Here is a 19,484-nt window from a genome sequence, read left to right as displayed (position 1 = left end):
TAAATCTATGAAATAAAGAAGGGATAACATCGAATGAAACGACAGAGAGTGACGAGCGTATTATTATTGCAGTCAGCCGTTTTGTTGCTATGGTCGATGGTTCTTGGTATGCCCGGAGACGCGTCGGCATCGCAATCGGTTCAGGAACAATTCCCCGTGTCAAAAGGGGTTCAATACAAGGATATCCGTTTATCCAACGGTTCAGGCGAACAAGCGGTACGAGTGACGGCGATCGACACAAGTCGTACAGATACATCGGTGGAGGTAGGATTTCCGGACGGGTTGAACAAGCTGTTAACGACCACGTCACTAGTGATGAACTACCATCGCAATGACCATCGTGTTGTCAGTGCCGTGAACGCATCCTTTTACCACACGGTCCCGCGGATCCCCATGTATCTTATATCCAAAGATAATAAATTGACATTTGCGGGGCAACAAGTATCCAGCAATCAAAACAGTTATGTTAATGAGCCGATTGCTTTTGGGATGAATAGACACGGCAAAGGAATGATTGACGATTATCATTTGACGCTTAATTATACATACCAAGGGAAAAAACACAAGATGATAAGTGCCAATAAACCCCGGACCGAAGACGGTGTGACGCTGTATACCTCAGCGTTTCATGGGAATACGACGCAAACGAATCAATACGGTATGGAAGTCGTCGTAAAAACGGATGAAAAACCGGCTCTTACGTTTGGATCATCGTATCAAGGCACGGTAACAGCCGTGCGTCAATACGGCGACACCGACAGTGCTGACATCCCGGAGAATGGGTTTGTATTATCCGCGCACCGTAAAGCCATGGGCCCACTTGACAATATGGAAAAGGGTGACAACGTGTCTTTCAATGTGGATATTGACAATAAATGGAAAGGGTCATCGTTTATGCTCACAAGTGGACCGATGCTTGTGAAGGATGGTCACGTCAACTTGTCGATGAATCCGAACAGCTGGCGCGCTAGATTGAAGGCCCCCAGAACGGCGGTCGCTATTGATGAATCCGGCGACACGGTCTTTTTCATAACGGCTGATGGGCGACAATCAGGCTATGCAGCAGGCATGACACTTTCGCAATTTGCCAAGTATGCCGTCCGATTAGGTGCCGATCGGGCGCTGAATCTTGATGGAGGCGGCTCGACGACGATGGATATACGGTACCCGGGCTATGACACTGTGCAAGTGGCAAACCGGCCATCTGACGGGCGACAGCGAGGCGTGATTTCGGCGCTGATGGCAGTATCGACATCAGACAAGCCTTATTATCTGTATACGGATGTGAACCGGGATGACACGCACGCCGACGGCATTGAGTGGCTCACCAAACAAGGCATACAAGGGTATGAAGATGGCTCATACGGCGTCGGTAAAATTTTGAACCGCCCGCATGCAGCGATTATGTTTACAAACGTTCAGAACCTTGAAAGGCCGGATGCATCAGCCGTTACGGACTATTTTAAAGACATTGAGGCTGATGACCTATATGCATCCTATATAGCCGCTGTAGGACAAGCAGGAATCTTCAACGGCAGTGATGGCAACTATATGCCGGAGAAACAGCTGACCCGGCAACAAATGGCCTCTACATTGGTATCTGCATTTGATTTGGAGAAAAAAGGGGACGACGTGGATATTAATCTATCGAACGTAGCTCCGTCGCATAAGGAAAACGTTCAGACACTTGCCAATCTCGGCATTACGAACCAGCTGGACGACTTTCGCCCGAATGAACCCGTTACACGCGGCCAATTCGCTACGTTTCTCTATCAGTCCCAGCAAAACTAATGCTAGTGACTAAAGGCTGGGACTGGCTGAACCATGCGACAGCGTATTTTTCCGCAGCGATCGTTAACGTTTAACCGTATCGATTATAAAAAAATCCGAACTGATTCAATATCTAAATGGAAGACGTTTGAATCAGTTCGGATTTTTGATTGTCGTCGGTGACACAGAGTCTTTCGTTATGGCGTTGTATTGCTCGCCAGCGTTTGGGAAAGTTTCCGGTAATGCGCTGAAACCGTTCCTGGGGAAGCATCATATTCACTGGCCACTTGTCCTTGTGTCATAGACGTATTATTTAAAATGGTTTTTTGTACAAAGTATTCCAGGGCCGCCGCATAGGATTCGCTTTTGACGAAGGACGGCTTTGCCTGTTTGCAATAGTCATTCCACAGGTCAATGCCCTGAAGAATGATGTCATCGGATATGTCTTTGTCAACCATATGATTGGCAAACAATTGGACAACCTGCCCTCGTTGCGGATTGGCATCATCCGCGTCTGTTTCAAGTGAAAGGGCCTCGGCTAAAAAGTCAGGAAAATGCGTCTTCAAACCATCATCTTTACTGGAATAGTGCTGTAATAACGTTATGACGTTTTCTTTATTATAGGCATACAGCTTGACGATGCTGTAAAAAAAGTTGAATCGGTCAAAATATGGGACCAGTGTTCCGATAAGGAGGCTACCGTGTTTGAATGTCTCGCCTTCTGCCATTGGAAGCGGGTAGGCGGTATCACTCAATAGCTCCCGGACGAATAATTGGCTGGATGCCTCATCAATGTCTATGACTTCATACACAGAAGGAACGCTATGGCCCCATAGACTAAACGTATGTTTCGCCTGATGTTCTATTTGGGACTGATATGTGTGATAAAAGGCATCAAACAGGGTTTGTCCCCTTTGAAGGCATGCGACATTCAGCAGTATCCAGATCATTAAGCCGCTCTCATAAATTTGATTCATATCATCGTTGTCGAGGTCGCGTGTCGCATATCGGGTTATCTGTCTATGAATGGTATCGTCGTGCTTATTCGTTGCAAAAGAAACGAACTGTTGGTGTAAACGATCCAGTTCTCTGTTGATGACTTGGGAACTGAAATCGGTTATGTTAAAGGCTCCGCAGCATTTTTTATACTTCTTTCCACTGCCGCATGGACAAAGCTCATTTCTTTCATACTTGCACATAGTTCAAAGCACCTCGCATGTAAGTTAGATACCTTATTAATTATGCTTGAAAATCCGAAAAGGTTCAAGGAAAAAATGTCCAAACCCCGTTATTCTTACTCACATGTTTCCCTATTGAAAATCGTTTATACGTGCCAGGCACTTTAACAATTCAAAATTTTCTCGGTGCCTGGCACTGAATCAATTCGAACTATTCACAATTGTTTTGGTGCCAGGCACTAGGTGGAAATTGTTTCTATTAATATATGAACCTATACCCATCCAAAATGGTGTATAATCTATTTAAAACGTTATGGTGTCATAATAGGAGGTTAACATGAAAAGAAATATCATCACGGGATTATCAGCAGTACTGCTCGCATTTATCGTATTGGTACCAAGGATTGCTTATGCAGCTGAGGGTGATGTAGATGATCCGGCGACACAGATTCCAGTCCTCATGTATCACGGTTTGTTGACGGAAGAGGAAAAACAGTTACATCCTAACAATTCAAGTTATATCACGGTTGATAGTTTTGAAAAGCAGATGACGTATTTGGCGGAAAATGGTTATCACACAATTTCAGTTGACGACATGAATGCCTTTTTGGCCGGTGATCGTCAATTACCTCGCAAAAGTGTGATGATTCAATTTGATGACGGTCTTCGAAGTGTGTATCGCTATGCTATGCCCATTATGAAAAAGCATGATCTCCATGGGGTCGCAAATATCATTACCAATCGAACATATAAAGATTATGGCGACGAATGGGATCCTGCGAAGCACCAATATATGGACGAGCGTATGCTTGATGCCATTTCGGACGAGGTTTTTGAACTGGAAAGTCATACAAATCAGTTACATAGGTATATAAAAGGACAATCAGCTTTTACATACAAATCGCCCGATACTGTCATTTCTGATCTTGATGCAAATCGACAGGCGCTTTCAAACTACAATGACGATGTAACCTTGTTTGCTTATCCATTTGGTCAGTACAATTCTGAATCTAAAAAGATATTGAAAAAAGCTGGGTTTCAAACAGCCTATACGGTGAAAGACGGTTATGTATCATCGTGGGATGACCCTTATCAACTTAATCGACTTGGAATCGTTCCGTCAACGAGTTTCCAAGAATTTAAGAATATAGTAACGAATACGGTGGCACCCATTTTTACGGATATACCGCTCGATCATCCAAACTTTGGACAAACATTTTGGTTATACAGTCATCATATTATTAAGGGTTACCCGGATGGTCACTTTGGTCCACGAGAACATATAGACCGGTCACAAGCTGCTAAAATGCTTGTTCAGGCGTTGGGCATGGACGTTCCTGACAATGTCGAATCAGCCCCTTTCACGGATATACCGCTTGATTATCACGATCCGTATCTAGTAAAAGTCGTGACAGCACTGAAACAGAACGGGATATTTCAAGGCGATGGTGGTGCATTTAAACCAGCGTCACATCTAACACGAGAGCAAATGGCGACGGTGCTGGTTAATGCGTTTAACTGGACCGAAGCAGACACACACGTTGACGTGGCTGATCTAAATCAAGCCAGTCCGTCACATAGGGAAACGATTCGTATTATGGCGCAGAAGGGGATCACAGCACTGCCAAACGGAAAATTCTCACCACACGACCCAACCAGACGCCTTCATGTAGCCAGCTTTTTGTACCAAGCCATGCACTAAGGTGTCAGGCACTGAATCAATTCGCACTATTCGCAATTGTTTTGGTGCCAGGCACTTGCAACTGGCGCTTGCAACTCTATTATGCTATAGTGGTAGATATATGGAGTCATAGACGAATCGATGGTTCTGTATCTCACCATAAAGTACGTGCCCTATGATCATGGGGAACATAATTCCAGGAGGGGAAACCAATATGTCCCATACGAAGCAATATCGTAATGTAGCTGTCTCATCCATGGCAGCGGCTACGGCAGTTGTTGCTGTGGCGCCCGCCGTATCAGCCGATTCAACGGAATTTACGGACGTTCAGGAAAGTAACTCTCACTACGAAGGGGTTATGGCCTTGGCCGAACAAGGCATTGTTGATGGCTATGAAGACGGGTCATTCGGTGTTTATGACAATGTAACCCGCCGGCAGATAGCCGTTATGCTTTATAACGCATTGGATCTTCAAGCGCCATCGGATGTGTCAGACGCATTGAGCGCATATTCCGATGTTGACGCTGACAGCCTGTATGCCGAGCAGATTGCTGCGGTCACGGAAGCAGGTGCGTTCAGTGGTAGTAATGGCAAGTTCAATCCGGCCGACGACATCACGCGTGCACAAATGGCTACCGTCCTTGTCAGCGGTCTTAATCTGAAACAATATGACGACACGGTTGAGGATGTCGATATCAATTTGGACAACGTCGGCCCATCCCATGAAGCCAACGTACAAGTGTTGGCTAATCTTGATTTGACGGTTGCAACCGATGATTTCCATCCAAGTGAAGAAATCTCCCGCGGTGCCTTTGCAACCATGCTTCATGGCGCTCTTCAAATTACTGACACGACCATCGTTCACAGTGTCGAGGCAACGACGGATGTCGTCGATAATGATACACCTGGCCAACTCGCAGGATTCACGATCAATGACGGCACAAATGTCAGTGTCGACCAACTGAAAGAATCCGGATATGACGTTACATTCACGTCACCGAGTGCGATTTTTACCAAACTGGATGACGATGGCAATGCCGTTAAAGGTGCGGCCATCACATCGACAACAGGCCAATTAAAAGATTCGTTTGACATAGATACGACGTTTGAGTATCAAGTTGTTATTTCCGATGACAATGGAGACATCGTAGCTGAATCCGACGTGGTGTCCGTTAATGTGGAAAATTTTGATACAACGTACGAATCGATTGATGACTACACGTTGCAAGCCGGTAATCTCACTCTTGAAAACAGCACAACAGCTGTTGAAGGTGAAACGGTGACCATAACAGATGTTACAGGAACAACAGAAGCAGGTGACGCGAATAATCCTATTGACGCCTACTCCATTGACTCATCGAATCCGGATGTTGCGTATGTTAATTCTGAAGGCGAACTGACAACCATAAAAGCGGGAGCAACTGAAGTAACCATCTCTACCGGCGAGACAACAACATCGTTTACATTGACGGTCTCTGCTGACACACGCGAAGCCTCCAATGTAACGGTCGATCCGTCTTCCGTTGAATTCGTCGCAGACAATGGCAGTAAGCAGCAAGTGGATCTGACCGTGACGGATCAATTTGGCGAAATTTATACAGGTGAGGTTTACGTCAAACGGCCAACCGTTCAAGTGGATGAAACGCAGAAGCCGATCGTTGAATTTGCCGAGGGCCATTCATCCAACGTCGCGATTGACAATGGCAAGGGACACTTTTCTATTACTGGCTCGGTAGAAGGTCAAGGCAATGTAGCTGTATATGACGAAGAAAACGGGAATCCATTAGGGTCGGTATCCGTTGACGTGTCCGGAGATCTCAATGTCGATAACCGTAAATTTGAGGTAGTCGGAGGCGAGTCCGATGATACTACCATCGATGCCTATGCCGTTGGAACCGGAGATGAAAGGGATAAGGATTCAAGCGTCCGCCTGGCTTTGAATCAATATAATGAAGCCGGCTTTAAAATTGGACAAGAATCCATCACTGCAAAAGAACAAACCGCTGATGAATACACCGTTCAAATTTCCAACGACACAAATGCTAATGTCCAAGTTAGCAACAATGACGTCGTTGTGACGGCTAAAGGCAAAACCGGAACGATTGATTTGGACGTCAGTTACGGTGGTACGGTTGTTGCTGAAAAAACCGTGACTGTCAAAAATTCAACGCCGAAGATGAATGCGATAGCCTTTAAAACAACGGACGCAGTGACAGAAGCCGGCGAAACCGTGAATGCGTCAACGGTTCTTTCTTATGAAGAAGACACAGGCATCGTTACAGGCGTCGACGTTTCCACGAATGAAAATGTTTACGTTGACGATAATAACTTCTATATTGAAAAAGACGGTGATGACGGCCTGACAGACGGTGATGAGATCGTCGGTTCAATCGAATGGACTGGAAATAAAGATTTAACCATCACAGATAACACAGCCTATACGGTCCAATCCGGCGACCAAGGCAACGTTATTTTCTCCGTTAAAGACGATACGGACAACACGATTAACACAACAGCCGTATCCGTCGATGTTCCATAGGTGCCAGACACTGAATCTAGAAAACGTTGGAATGAGATACAACACTCATTCCAACGTTTTTTTTGGTGCCAGGCACTCTAACAATTCAGAATCTTTCCGGTGCCAGGCACTTCAACAATTTAGACAATTCGCAATCGTTTTGGTGCCAGGCACTGAATCTCGGTGCCAGGCACTTAATCTCTAAATCTACTGGCGCTGATTCTATGAACACGTTATAATGGATAGAAATGTGATTGATTTCTTGAGGAGGTTTGAAATGTGAAGAAAACGTTTTTATTTGTAACCGCTGTATGTATTGTGACAACCGTCTTGTTGCCTACCCGGATTTATGCGGACGGGCATACGAATCCTCCGGTGGGTGGCGTGAAACAAAAAATAGCGAATGAGGCTCGTGAGCAAGGCATTCCGCCTGAGATTTTAAAAGCGATTGCAGCTAACGAATCCAATTATAAGCAATTTGATGCCGACGGGAGTCCGCATATATCATCGGACGGCGGCATTGGCATCATGCAGGTGACACCGGATAATGTTGATATGGATGTGGATAAGGAAAAGTTGAAAACGGATTCGGAGTATAACATTCGCGTGGGCGCGCAAGTGTTACTTAACAAATGGAACTTAGACTTCCTGCCACAGATGAATGACCATGATAAAGCCGTTTTAGAAGACTGGTATTTTGCCGTTATGGCTTACAATGGTCTGTCCAAAACAAATGATCCAACCATCCATTCAGGCGATACATACCAAGAGAAAATCTATCGCCGCATCGAACAGTCATCGCTTCTTTACGGGGAAAACGAATCCTACTTTGAATTCCCGGATATAGATATCAACTATAAAGACAATAACGACACGATCTTTTTCCCGCCAGACAGCGATCATTATGAAACCGGTACGACCACACCATCCCAGCAAATGTATGACGAGAACGACACGGTTTTCATTGATGAACGGGAAGGTTTTGCCAACATCAGACATAACGGCATCAGAGGCGATGCAACGCCATTATGGCCGTATACCCCTTTAACGTTGACCAATGCTTATCCCATTGAGTCATCAAACCCCGCCAACGACTTTGCTTATTACCACGTGTCAGGGATCGATGTTAAAGGGTATGTCGCATCAGCCTACATCAATGACGGTCATGACGATATGGTGTTTAACGACACGATGGATGATCATCGCGCGGCGGCGCAAGCCTTTGTTTCTATGAAAAATTATGCAAACGGGTATCCCAGCGGTGACTTTGGTTCCAATGATCGTTTGAAACGAGAGCATGCTGCGGTCATTCTGGCTAACATATTATCCCTGGACGCCCCGGATGATTACGACATACAAGCCTCGGATGCTGAATCCATTGACGATTATCGTGAGCCGTTACGAAAGGCTGAATACAATGGTTTGCTTGGCGGTGGCGGCAAATTGCGTCCGAAAGAGTATGTCACCCGTGCACAAATGGCTCAAATTATGAGTGAAGCGTTCGAATCGTACTACGAGAAACCTGAATCGATGCACTCATTTGACGATGCGAAAAAGATCTGGAATCTGGAGGAAGTAAACACCATGTATCACAATCATATCACTACCGCCGATCCGTTCCGGCCAAACGAAACGATTACACGTTCCCAATTTGCCATCTTTATTTATCGCACCATGGTCGACGTTGAAACCAGTAGCTAACGGGCCGTTTGGAAGGGGAACGACTGTTATGAGCTGTCAAAGCGCCGTCGTCTTAAATACTAGATTACTATACATGGAGGATGCCTATGTACCTACGAACACTTTCTATTATGTTTTTGATCAATCTTATCGTCATGCTTATTCATCCATCCGGATCATTGGCTGCGGCAGAAAGCCAATCTATGACAAATGATGTGAATAACCGCCGGGTGATTATTCAGGTTAAGGACGATCACCATTTCGCTGCGGATAAATGGGGGATCCAGGAAATAACATCCAAACAACTTCTGCGCGATCAGTATAATCTGGTACGGATTCCGAATCACATGGATTACACAGAGACGTTAGACGACATCAAGCAGGCATCCAATGTAGCGATGGCCGAACCGGACTATATACGCCAAAAAACGACCGTCCCATCCGACATCGGCAATGACAAACAGTGGTATTTGGACCGCATTCAAATGCCCCAAGCGTGGGATGTGGAAACGGGATCATCGGATGTCACGATTGCTGTTTTGGACACGGGTGTTGACGCAGGTCACCCGGAACTGAACGGACGCGTCCGATCCGGGTATGATTTTGTCAATAATGACCGTGATCCGGATGATGATAATGGCCATGGAACGTCTGTGGCCGGCGTCATTGCTGCCAACGCCAATGAAGAGGGGGTCTCGGGCATTGACTTAGGCGCTGAATTGCTGCCAGTCAAAATTGCTAATAATGCAGGTGAGGCATCCGTCTATCATATTTTGGAAGGCATTCAGTATGCGATCGATCAGGGTGCAGACGTTATCAATATGAGTTTTGTATCCTATCGATCTAGCAAACTCGAAAAAAATGCTGTTCAAAAAGCTTATGAGGCCGGTATTTTGCAAGTGGCTGCGGTCGGTAATAAAGCGATAAATGAACCGAGCTACCCAGCAGCATACCCGGCTGTTATAGGTGTTGCTGCAACAAACCAACAAGGCGATCACGCTGAATTTTCCAATTATGGTGATGCAGTCGATGTGACAGCACCAGGACAATCGATTTACACGGTACATAAAGGGGATCGGTATGACACGTATCAAGGGACATCGTACGCAACCCCGATTGTGAGCGGAATAGGTGGTTTGCTGAAAGCGCACCGTCCGAGTTGGTCAAACGTTCAATTAAAAAAAGCATTGGAAGCAAGTGCAGTGTCTCCAGATAAAGCCGAGTGGACTGGTTATTTCGGCTACGGGCAAGTGAATGCACACCGCGCTTTAACCATGGATTTGGACGGTTGGAGCGACGATGTACCGAATACACAAGCGTCGGCCAAAGCGTTGGCGTTTGATCAACCTGTCAGTGAAAAAATCAATCATTCGATGGATAACGACTGGTATCGTTTGGAGGTGGATAAACGCAGTAAAGTGACGATCAAGCTGTCTAATCCATCACAGACGCTTGATTTGACGGCAGAACTACATGATGCGGATGGTCCAATGGCAACGTTGGATGCGCAAGCGGCTGGAGGGGACGAGCATGATACATTCACAGCGGATGCGGGGACGTATTATTTGAATGTTCAAACCAAGCACCACCGCTGGTCGACGGTCCCTTATGACATCAGCATCAGCAAACAATTTCCGGACGTCGAGCGATATGCGAACGAAATTCAGTATCTGACGCAACAAGGCATCATTCATGGGTTTTCAGACGGCACATTCAAACCAAACCAAAATGTGACCAGGTTGCAAGCTGTTCAAATGTTATTAAGTGAAATGGACATAGATGGTGATCAGGCGACCGTATCCGACCCCGGCTTTAAAGACGTTCACGCCGATACCTATGGCTATGAAGCGATTGCCAAAGCCGCTGAACTCGATCTTATCAACGGAAAAGAGGATGTATCCTTCGATGCCGGCGGTCAACTTACCCGTGGACAAATGGCAGCGATGTTAGTGTCAGCCTATGATCTAACAGGAGCGTATAACGACCGTTTTACCGACGTCCCGAACGGTCATTGGGCCCATGATTCCATCGATATACTTGCGGCCAATGACATGGCCAAAGGGTATCCGGATCACACATTCCGACCGGAACAGCCGATCAGTAGAGAGCATTTTTCCCTGTTTCTCTATAATTATATGAATGGATAGTGCACGAACCATGGTCGTTGGCAACCATGACCGTTAAAAAGGTTGCAAAATAGTTAGAAGGCCCCTTTATTTTCAGATTTTAATAGACTATTATTGGTTTAATAGAGTTTTTTGAGGTGGTGAAAAAGCATGACCAGCCATGAATTATGGCGAACGATAATGGTTGGCGTCGTTGGGTTGGGGATGTTACTGGTAACACCTGCATTAACGTTGGCTTCAAGCCCATCGTTTGATGATGTGGATTCGTCCAATTCCCATTATGACGCCATTATGGAACTGGCAAAACGAGATGTTGTAAGCGGTTATGAAAACGGTGAGTTTGGCGTGCACAAACAATTGCAGCGAAATCACGGAGCCATTCTTTTTTATGAGGCGCTAGGTCTGAGTGACATAGCGAGCACGGAGAAACGTTTAAGCCGATATGATGATGTCGATGCAAACGATATGTATGCGACAAAGATTGCAGCGGTAACGCCGGAAATATTCGCGGGATCAAATGGTTCATTTCTCCCGAATGCCGATATGACACGGGAGCAGATGGCGACCACCATTGTGAGTGCGTTTGACTTAAAGGATGACGGAACCAATCCGGACATCAATCTGGATAATGTCAATCAATCGCACCGCGAAAATGTAAAGATTTTGGCACAGCATGATATAACCAATCAGCTTGATCATTTTCGGCCAGAAGAAGCGGTGAAGCGAGGACAATTCGCGACATTTTTACATCAGTCCATGATTTCGACCGACATGATCGGGGACTCATCAGCTAATGATGACTCGAATGAAGACGAAACACCAGAAGACAAGCCAAATGAAGACTCCGATTCATCGGATGAAGAGTCGGACTCAGGGTTGGGCTCATCGAAACCGGACAATCCGGATGGCGATAAGCCAAATGAAGACTCCGATTCATCAGATGAAGAGTCGGACTCAGGGTCGGGCTCATCGAAACCGGATAACCCGGGAGAAGACAAGCCAAATGAAGGCTCCGATTCATCAGATGAAGAGTCGGATTCAGGGTCGGGCTCATCGAAACCGGACAACCCGGGAGAAGACAAGCCAAATGAAGACTCCGATTCATCAGATGAAGAGTCGGATTCAGGGTCAGACGCATCGAATCCGGACAACCCGGGAGAAGACAAGCCAAATGAAGATCCCGATTCATCGGATGAAGAGTCGGACTCAGGGTCGGGCTCATCGAAACCGGATAACCCGGATGGAGATAAGCCAAATGAAGACTCCGATTCATCAGATGAAGAGTCGGATTCAGGACAGGAGCCACCACAACCGGATAACCCAGCTGAAAATAATTATACGACCACCTCGTATAATATCAGCTTTTCTTACGCGATGAGTCAGCAACGGTATCCGAAATTGGACGGTGGTGGTCAATTTATAGCAAGCGACGAATTAATGTCATACTACGCCAATCCCAATAACTTCAAGAAAGGCTCACCAGAGTTTTTTCAATTTCTGAAGCTGTCCTATGAACCAGGTTTGAAGGCAGATACTATCAATGACCAAATTCTTGCTTATAAAGGCAGCCTAAAAGGAACGGCTGAAGCTTTTATTGAATCGGGAAAAAAACATGATATTAATGTTATCTATTTGATCGCTCATGCCTTGCATGAAACAGGTGATGGCACGTCCGCATTGGCTGGCGGCCTGAAAGTTGGTCTCGATAAAAACCATCAACCGCAATATGTAACGTCTGACAATAAAGATGATTTAACAGACATCAAAACAACTTATAATATGTTCGGTATCGGAGCGTATGATAGCTGCCCGAAAGAATGCGGTGCCGAACGTGCGTATGAAGAAGGGTGGTTCTCGCCGTCAGAAGCCGTTATAGGCGGTTCCCGTTTTATTACGAATGGCTATATCGGTCAAGGGCAGGATACACTGTATAAAATGCGATGGAATCCGGAAGTTCCGGGAAATCATCAATATGCAACCCATGTGGAATGGGCGACGGTTCAAGCCAGACGAATTGAAAAAATGTACGATAAAGCTGGATTGATGGACCGTTTTGCATTACAGTTTGAGAAACCGGAATACCGACAGTCACCTGATGCCGGTCAAAAACCAACAGGTGAAGATAAATTTGCAATAGATGAATCGGAAGAAGGGGAAACCTATGCGACCTCGTCTGATCTGAATATCCGCACGTATCCATGGGGCCATGTGAAAACAATGCTTCCTAAAGGAACCACCGTGGTCGTTATCAGTGGGAACAGCAACTGGTACAAAGTTAAAAGTGATGAACAAACCGGTTGGGTCTCCGGAGATTTCCTTGAAAAACCAAACCCATTGGAAGTTGTCAATATAAGGACTGTTCTGAATGTGCGGCCGGAGCCGAATAAAGATACCGAATCGATCGGCCATTTAACGAATGGCGATATCGTAAGCGGCGCTATTGGCGATAACGGCGACTATATCAAAAAGAATGATTACTACAAAATCATTTATAAAGGCGATGAAGCGTGGGCACATCAGGATTACTTGGAAGAAAAAGGATAACTAGAAAAACGATGCGGGCTGGGACATAACTAAACAAATCACTTCTAAATACGAACAATATATTTAAGAAGTAATCACCGCTCCGGAAAAACACTGCGCTTTCACCTTGCCAGGCACAAGCGCGACATCTGTTTAAGCTTCCTTTCGTCGCTTTCACAGTGTCTTCTTTGCCGCGGGCGCTGCTGAGCCTCCTCGTGCTTATCGCACTGCGGGGTCTCATCTAGACTTTTCATCCCGCAGGAGTCTTCGTGTTTTTCCTGCGCTAAATGAAAAATCCGAACTGATTCAGATTGTTTATGAATCATCGTTCGGATTTTTCTTTAACTAAACATCTTTTGTCCTAGCCCGCATCGTTTTAGTGCTCACGTACGCAATCATCGAGGGAGGTCGCGCAGCTCAGGTGGAAAATCGCGCGATAATTGGCTAGGTCGCGCAGCTCGAGATGAAACTCGCGCGATAATCGGCAAGGTCGCGCAGCTCGAGGCGAAACTCGCGCAGTAATCGAGACAGGTCGCGCAACAAGCGCCTCAACTCGCGCGACGCCCCTTCAATCTTGCGCAGCTCCACCCCGATCTCGCGCAACTCCTGGTCAACCTCGCGCAACTCCCACAATGGTATGCCTTCCTCACGTGGTATGTTCGTAGCTTAAAAGATGATTTTCGGCAGCTGCCGAAAATCGACCAATTAAAATAGCGCACTTGAGCACAGAAACAGCAATGTGTGCTATCGCGCCCACGCCTCGCGCAATAATTGGACGGGGTCGCGCAGCTCACGGCGAAACTCGCGCGATAATCGGCAAGGTCGCGCAGCTCGAGATGAAACTCGCGCAGTAATTGGGGGAGGTCGCGCAACAAGGGCTTCAACTCGCGCGACACCCCTCCAACCTCGCGCAGCTCCACGCCGATCTCGCGCAACTCTCGCAATGGTATGCTTTCCTCACGTGGTATATTTGTATCTTAAAAGATGATTTTCGGCAGCTGCCGAAAATCGACCAATTAAAATAGCGCACTTGAGCACAGAAGCAGCAATGTGTGCCATCGCGCCCACGCCTCGCGCAATAATTGGACGAGGTCGCGCAGCTCACGGCGAAACTCGCGCGATAATCGGCAAGGTCGCGCAGCACGAGGCGAAACTCGCGCAGTAATCGAGACAGGTCGCGCAACAAGCGCCTCAACTCGCGCGACACCCCTCCAACCTCGCGCAGCTCCACCCCAATCTCGCGCGACACCCCTCCAACCTCGCGCAGCTCTACTGATATTGTCCCCATAAAATAGACAACATTAAAATCGTGCAACCATGTATGTTAGTTTGTTGATGGGGAGGCGATTATTTATGGGGAAGAAACTAAAAAAGTATTCATATGACGAAAAGGTGGAGGTTGTTAAGAAGTACATGGAGGGGTACCCCTCCAGCCGATTGGTGAAGGAATATGACCTAACGCATCGTAACCGCATTTATGAATGGCGTGATCAAGTTCTTAAGGGCGGCTATGAAGCCTTAAAGGACCAACGTGGTTCCAAAAAGAAAGATCGTCATCATGCCCGGGAACGGTCTCTTGAAGAAGAGAATGAGTCCTTGAAATTAGAGGTGATGTATTTAAAAAAGTTATTGGATCTTCAAAGGAGGTGAGACGTAAACAGGCTGAATTTGAATTCATACGAGAATATGAGGGCGTGTATTCGATAGCTAAATTAGTTGACGTCACCTCTGTTTCCCGTTCGGGCTATTACAGATGGAAATCCCGTAAAGAAAGCTATGAACAGGATAAGACAGATGAGAGGCTTTACCAGAAGATATTAGAGATTTATCGAAAACACGGGGGGACGTACGGACGTGAGCGAATCAAAACGGAACTGGACCATTCCTATCACATGATTGTTAACGAAAAGCGCATCTCACGCGTCATGAAAAAATATGGTTTGCGTTGCCAAATCCGACGAAAGCGTAAAAAGGGCGTGCGTCAGCCTTATGGGGACATACCGAATGTTCTGGATCGTGATTTCAAAGCTTTAAGACCCGGCATTAAAATGGGAGTGGATATCACATATGTTCCGGTCCATGGAAGCCATCATCCCTGGCTTTATGTATGCGCCATAAAGGATTTATTTAACCGTGAAATCGTAGCGTATTCCATGGATACCAATCAATCAACAGAACTGGTCTATGACGCCTTGAATACATTACAGAAAAAGGGATTTGAGAAAGGTGCCATCCTGCATAGCGACCAGGGCATCCAATTCACAAATCCCGGATATAGGCTGCGTCTAAAGGAAATGGGCATCACCCAATCCATGTCCCGTCGAGGTAATTGCTGGGACAATGCTTGCGTTGAAAATTTCTTCAGCCACTTCAAGACAGAAGCACCTTGTTTCTATAAGATGGAAACGTTGGCTGACATTAAAAACGCAATAGACGCCTATATGCGCTATTTTAACAATGAACGATTACAAAACCAACTAAAAATGAGTCCGGTTGATTATCGGTTGAAAACAGCATAATTTGCACGATTTTTATGGTGTCTACTTGACAGGGTCATGAGCATACCCCGACCTCGCGCGACTCCCTCTCAACCTCGCGCAACTCCCGCGCCGCGACCACCATATAAAAAAGACTATCGCTTCATTGGGCGATAGTCTTCCTCTTTAGCCTTATTGAATGGGGTAAACTTGCCATCGGGACAGGTCGATGTCGTCTTGCTTAATCATGGAAGCGGGAAAAATAAAGGTCCACGGTTTGCTCGTATTGGTCTTGATCGTGAAGTTGTCCATTTTAAAGCTGCCCCTGGCAATTTCATCGTCCGTTGCATCTTTGAAGCCGAGCGGCACTTGCTCGAGGTTTACATTTTTATCCGAGCCGTTGCGAATGAGAATAGTGACGGCCAGTCCACCATCATCCTGCCGTTTCGCACTGAGTCCCATGAAATTCATTTCGCCAGGTTTCAATGGCTGCGCGTTTTCGACGACTTTTTCCAGGTTGGCTTTCGTTTCATCCGCGATGGATTGTTCCCATGATTCCTCGAGATCCAGCTGGTGTTTTTTCTTCAGCTCGAAGGCGAGGGACCATTCATGTGGCGTGTCCATGTCCTGAATAATGTCCTCTGTCGGGAACGTCAATGTCCACGGGCGTGCCCCATTCGGCGGGATGTCACCGAGCCGGCCGAGGTCAAATTCCTTCTTGGCGATCACTTCTTTATCCGGTCCGAGCAACAAAATGGTCGTCGGGCCGAATTGGATTGACTTAGTCACCGTATTACGGATGAGAGCGGTGGCGACGAAGCTGTTGTTTTTCAGCTTCGACAACTCCATACCGTAGATGGAGATTTGGTTGGCTTTAAGCTTCGGGCTTTCCGTGTTATGGAATGCGTAAACGTATCGATCCTCGTTCGGGATGGTCCAGTCGTCCGGAATGGACAGGTTGGTTTCCAAGCCTTCCTGTTCGTCCGTTTCCGTAACTGAATCCATATAGGCAGCGGCGTCGACGCTGTCGTTCGCGTCGTTATTCTTTTTCTTTTTGGAAAAACCAAGCATGTGCTTACCCTTCCTTTCTGGCCGTGTTGTCGGAGGTTTCCTGCTTCCGTACTTTCTGATAAATCTGTTGCAAGCGGTCCACCATTTGGTACATGATTTCCTCGTGTGTTTCCTCGAAAAGCCGGTACCCTTCTTTTTTAAAGAGATCGAGCGGGTTTTCCTGCTGGTATTGGCGCATACCGATGCCTTCTTTTAGCTGGGTCATCTGGTCCAAATGTTTTTTCCATAGGGAATCGATGACAAACAACCCTTGAGCACGTGCGGCTGTTTGCAGTTGGTCGTTTTCTTCTAATGATTGCAGCATTTTCCGGTGGTCGTCGATAAACGGCTGGATATGCGTTTTAATACTTTCCACAGTTTCGAATTCGGTGTCGCTAAATGCGACATCGGAAAGCAAAATGGCATCCAATGCTTGCTCCAGTCCGTTGATGTCCCAGTCGTCCGGTACATCGTTTGGACAGTACGTTGCGATTAACTGCTCGGGCAAATCACTCGTCTGCCGGGTAATAAAGGCGATCGGGTTATCCGCCTCCAGCAAATGGTCCCGCAGCTGGTACACGACACGGCGCTGGTCATTGATGACATCTTCTAAATTTAAATTGAAATCCCGGAATTGATACGCCATGCCTTCGCTAATTTTTTGTGCTGTATCGACCAATTTATGAACGTTGTCGGATTTAATGAACCCATGTCGTCCTTCTTTCAATTTTGGCTTCATGCGTTCCAACTCATCAGAGGCATAGCGGATGAACAGATAGTCTTCCAGCGAAATAATAAATTGGGTCGAACCCGGATCTCCCTGGCGTGCCGAGCGGCCTTTCAACTGGTTGTCAATGCGGCGGCTTTCATTGCGTTCGGTGCCGATGATGTGCAGGCCGCCGAGTTCAGCAACCCCTTCGCCGAGCATAATGTCCGTTCCACGTCCGGCCATATTCGTCGCGATCGTAATTTGTCCCTTTTGTCCGGCCATGGCAATTAGGTTGGCTTCTTGTTCGACACTTTTCGCGTTCAGGAGATGATACGATATGCTATGGTTGTCCAAATACGCAGCGACCTGTTCCGATTGACGGACCGAGGTGGTTCCGATCAGTATGGGTTGTCCCTTGTCATGGCGATTCTGCACTTCGCTTACAAGCTGGTCGTATTTCTGTTCCCGCGTCATGAAAACCATATCGGTCAGGTCGACGCGCTGGTTCGGCTTGTTGGGCGGGATCGTTACAACACCCATGCCGTAAATTTTGTGCAGCTCATTTTCCTCCGTTTTCGCGGTACCGGTCATGCCGGCCAATTTCGGATACATCCGGTAGTAGTTCTGCACGGTGATGGAGGCGTGGGTTTTATTTTCGTCCGTATTGACTAGGCCTTCCTTGGATTCAATCGCCTGGTGCAGGCCGTCACTGAGACTGCGCCCTTCCATGACACGGCCGGTGTTCATGTCGATCAGTTTGATTTCTCCCTGTTCAACAATATAATCGACGTCCCGTTCAAACAACACACGTGCCCGTAAAGCTTGCAGCAGTGAATGGAACAATGAACTATGTTCCAGATCGAACAAGTTATCGACGCCGAAGACGCTCTCACATTTGCTCATTCCCTTTTCCGTGAAGTTAACGGTCTTCAGTTCAAGGTCAAAGGTGAAATCGTCATCTTCCTTGAGTCCTTTAATGACCCGGGCACACACGTCATACAACCGGTCGCTCGGCTTGTCTTTGCCGGCAATGATCAACGGTGTTTTGGCCTCATCGATCAACACACTGTCAACTTCATCGATGATGGCGTAATGATACGAGCGCTGTACCTTCTGTGACAGCGCCTGCACGGTGTTGTCCCGCAAAAAGTCAAAGCCGAATTCGTTGCCGACACCGTACGTAATGTCACACTGATAGGCTGCTTGTTTTTCAGCAGGGCTCAATCCGGCGACGTTCAATCCGACGTCCAGGCCGAGGAATGCATGGATCTGTCCGATCAAATCCTTGTCACGCCGGGCGAGGTATTCGTTGACGGTAATGATATGCACCCCGTTGCCTTCCAAAGCGACAAGATAGCTCGGCAGGGAGGCGACGAGCGTTTTTCCTTCCCCAGTGGCCATTTCGGAAATGTTGCCTTCCAAAAGCACAAGTCCGCCGATGAGTTGCACATCATAATGGCGCAGGCCGAGCACACGTCGCGACACTTCCCGCACGACCGCAAAGGCTTCCGGTGCCAGGTCATAAATCGTTTCTCCGTTTTGCAGGCGATCCTTGAATTCGGTAGTTTTATCGCTGAGCTGTTGGTCGGTCAAGCGTTCGATATCCGCCTCCAGCTGATTGATTTTATCAACGGTTTTATAATATGTTTTGAGCATGCGATAATCTTTTGATTGTTTTCGGTTTTTGAGAAGTTGCATGACCAGTACTCCTTAACTGTTATGATCGTGACTAGTATAACATAAATATGGACAGTTGGCATGGTTATTTGTCG

Annotated in this window: 12 protein-coding genes; 8 read left to right on the top strand and 4 right to left on the bottom strand. The window is 46.8% G+C overall.

Annotated elements, in window-relative coordinates; genetic code table 11:
- Positions 1 to 33 precede the first annotated feature (33 nt).
- Positions 34 to 1,791 (top strand): phosphodiester glycosidase family protein, encoded by a 1,758-nt coding sequence (locus tag ACZ5Q7_RS02565; RefSeq protein WP_343751533.1) that lies wholly within the window; start codon positions 34 to 36, stop codon positions 1,789 to 1,791.
- A gap of 176 nt (positions 1,792 to 1,967) precedes the next feature.
- Here ACZ5Q7_RS02565 and ACZ5Q7_RS02560 read toward each other — a convergent pair whose 3' ends face one another.
- On the bottom strand, positions 1,968 to 2,969 hold the full coding sequence (locus tag ACZ5Q7_RS02560; protein WP_343751532.1) for an SEC-C domain-containing protein: 1,002 nt from the start codon (positions 2,967 to 2,969) through the stop codon (positions 1,968 to 1,970).
- A gap of 316 nt (positions 2,970 to 3,285) precedes the next feature.
- Here ACZ5Q7_RS02560 and ACZ5Q7_RS02555 point away from each other — a divergent pair, with 316 nt between their 5' ends.
- The 5 genes from ACZ5Q7_RS02555 (at position 3,286) to ACZ5Q7_RS02535 (ending at position 13,497) form a co-directional block, all read left to right on the top strand.
- On the top strand, positions 3,286 to 4,650 hold the full coding sequence (locus tag ACZ5Q7_RS02555) for an S-layer homology domain-containing protein (protein WP_343751531.1): 1,365 nt from the start codon (positions 3,286 to 3,288) through the stop codon (positions 4,648 to 4,650).
- Between the two features lie 193 nt (positions 4,651 to 4,843).
- Positions 4,844 to 7,168, top strand: a complete 2,325-nt coding sequence (locus ACZ5Q7_RS02550; RefSeq protein ID WP_343751530.1) for an S-layer homology domain-containing protein — start codon at positions 4,844 to 4,846, stop codon at positions 7,166 to 7,168.
- 258 nt (positions 7,169 to 7,426) lie between these two features.
- A complete protein-coding gene (locus ACZ5Q7_RS02545; protein ID WP_343751529.1) occupies positions 7,427 to 8,848 on the top strand; it encodes an S-layer homology domain-containing protein in 1,422 nt (473 codons plus the stop codon).
- 86 nt (positions 8,849 to 8,934) lie between these two features.
- Positions 8,935 to 10,974 (top strand): S8 family serine peptidase, encoded by a 2,040-nt coding sequence (locus ACZ5Q7_RS02540; protein WP_343751528.1) that lies wholly within the window; start codon positions 8,935 to 8,937, stop codon positions 10,972 to 10,974.
- Between the two features lie 129 nt (positions 10,975 to 11,103).
- Positions 11,104 to 13,497, top strand: coding sequence for an S-layer homology domain-containing protein (locus ACZ5Q7_RS02535; RefSeq protein ID WP_343751527.1), 2,394 nt, complete (start codon positions 11,104 to 11,106; stop codon positions 13,495 to 13,497).
- Positions 13,498 to 13,920: 423 nt separating this feature from the next.
- On the opposite strand, the gene ACZ5Q7_RS02530 is transcribed toward ACZ5Q7_RS02535, so the two are convergent.
- The gene (locus tag ACZ5Q7_RS02530) at positions 13,921 to 14,109 is read right to left on the bottom strand and encodes a hypothetical protein (RefSeq protein WP_343751526.1); all 189 of its coding nucleotides are present in this window, start codon (positions 14,107 to 14,109) and stop codon (positions 13,921 to 13,923) included.
- A 720-nt stretch (positions 14,110 to 14,829) separates the two neighbouring features.
- Between ACZ5Q7_RS02530 and ACZ5Q7_RS02525 the strand changes: the two genes are divergently transcribed.
- Entirely contained in the window at positions 14,830 to 15,126 is a 297-nt protein-coding gene (locus ACZ5Q7_RS02525) for a transposase (RefSeq protein ID WP_464433048.1), read from the top strand.
- Complete coding sequence (locus tag ACZ5Q7_RS02520; RefSeq protein WP_464433047.1) at positions 15,123 to 15,995, top strand: IS3 family transposase; 873 nt, start codon at positions 15,123 to 15,125, stop codon at positions 15,993 to 15,995. Before ACZ5Q7_RS02525 ends, ACZ5Q7_RS02520 begins: the two co-directional genes overlap by 4 nt.
- Positions 15,996 to 16,145: 150 nt before the next feature.
- Here ACZ5Q7_RS02520 and ACZ5Q7_RS02515 read toward each other — a convergent pair whose 3' ends face one another.
- Positions 16,146 to 17,024 carry an accessory Sec system S-layer assembly protein gene (locus ACZ5Q7_RS02515; protein WP_343752165.1) on the bottom strand — a complete coding sequence of 293 codons (879 nt, stop codon included), beginning with the start codon at positions 17,022 to 17,024 and terminating at the stop codon, positions 16,146 to 16,148.
- Between the two features lie 4 nt (positions 17,025 to 17,028).
- Positions 17,029 to 19,410 carry an accessory Sec system translocase SecA2 gene (secA2, locus tag ACZ5Q7_RS02510; protein WP_343752164.1) on the bottom strand — a complete coding sequence of 794 codons (2,382 nt, stop codon included), beginning with the start codon at positions 19,408 to 19,410 and terminating at the stop codon, positions 17,029 to 17,031.
- Positions 19,411 to 19,484: the final 74 nt, after the last annotated feature.

It is taken from the genome of Lentibacillus halophilus, from assembly GCF_055395055.1.
This window is presented reverse-complemented; position numbering and strand designations above follow the sequence as displayed.

Bases quoted from the DNA above. Each gene is read 5' to 3' on its own strand.
- ACZ5Q7_RS02540 (WP_343751528.1), top strand. From the start codon at position 8,935: ATGTACCTACGAACACTTTCTATTATGTTTTTGATCAATCTTATCGTC.
- ACZ5Q7_RS02560 (WP_343751532.1), bottom strand. From the start codon at position 2,969: ATGTGCAAGTATGAAAGAAATGAGCTTTGTCCATGCGGCAGTGGAAAG.
- ACZ5Q7_RS02515 (WP_343752165.1), bottom strand. From the start codon at position 17,024: ATGCTTGGTTTTTCCAAAAAGAAAAAGAATAACGACGCGAACGACAGC.
- ACZ5Q7_RS02525 (WP_464433048.1), top strand. From the start codon at position 14,830: ATGGGGAAGAAACTAAAAAAGTATTCATATGACGAAAAGGTGGAGGTT.
- ACZ5Q7_RS02535 (WP_343751527.1), top strand. From the start codon at position 11,104: ATGACCAGCCATGAATTATGGCGAACGATAATGGTTGGCGTCGTTGGG.
- ACZ5Q7_RS02555 (WP_343751531.1), top strand. From the start codon at position 3,286: ATGAAAAGAAATATCATCACGGGATTATCAGCAGTACTGCTCGCATTT.
- secA2 (WP_343752164.1), bottom strand. From the start codon at position 19,410: ATGCAACTTCTCAAAAACCGAAAACAATCAAAAGATTATCGCATGCTC.
- ACZ5Q7_RS02565 (WP_343751533.1), top strand. From the start codon at position 34: ATGAAACGACAGAGAGTGACGAGCGTATTATTATTGCAGTCAGCCGTT.
- ACZ5Q7_RS02550 (WP_343751530.1), top strand. From the start codon at position 4,844: ATGTCCCATACGAAGCAATATCGTAATGTAGCTGTCTCATCCATGGCA.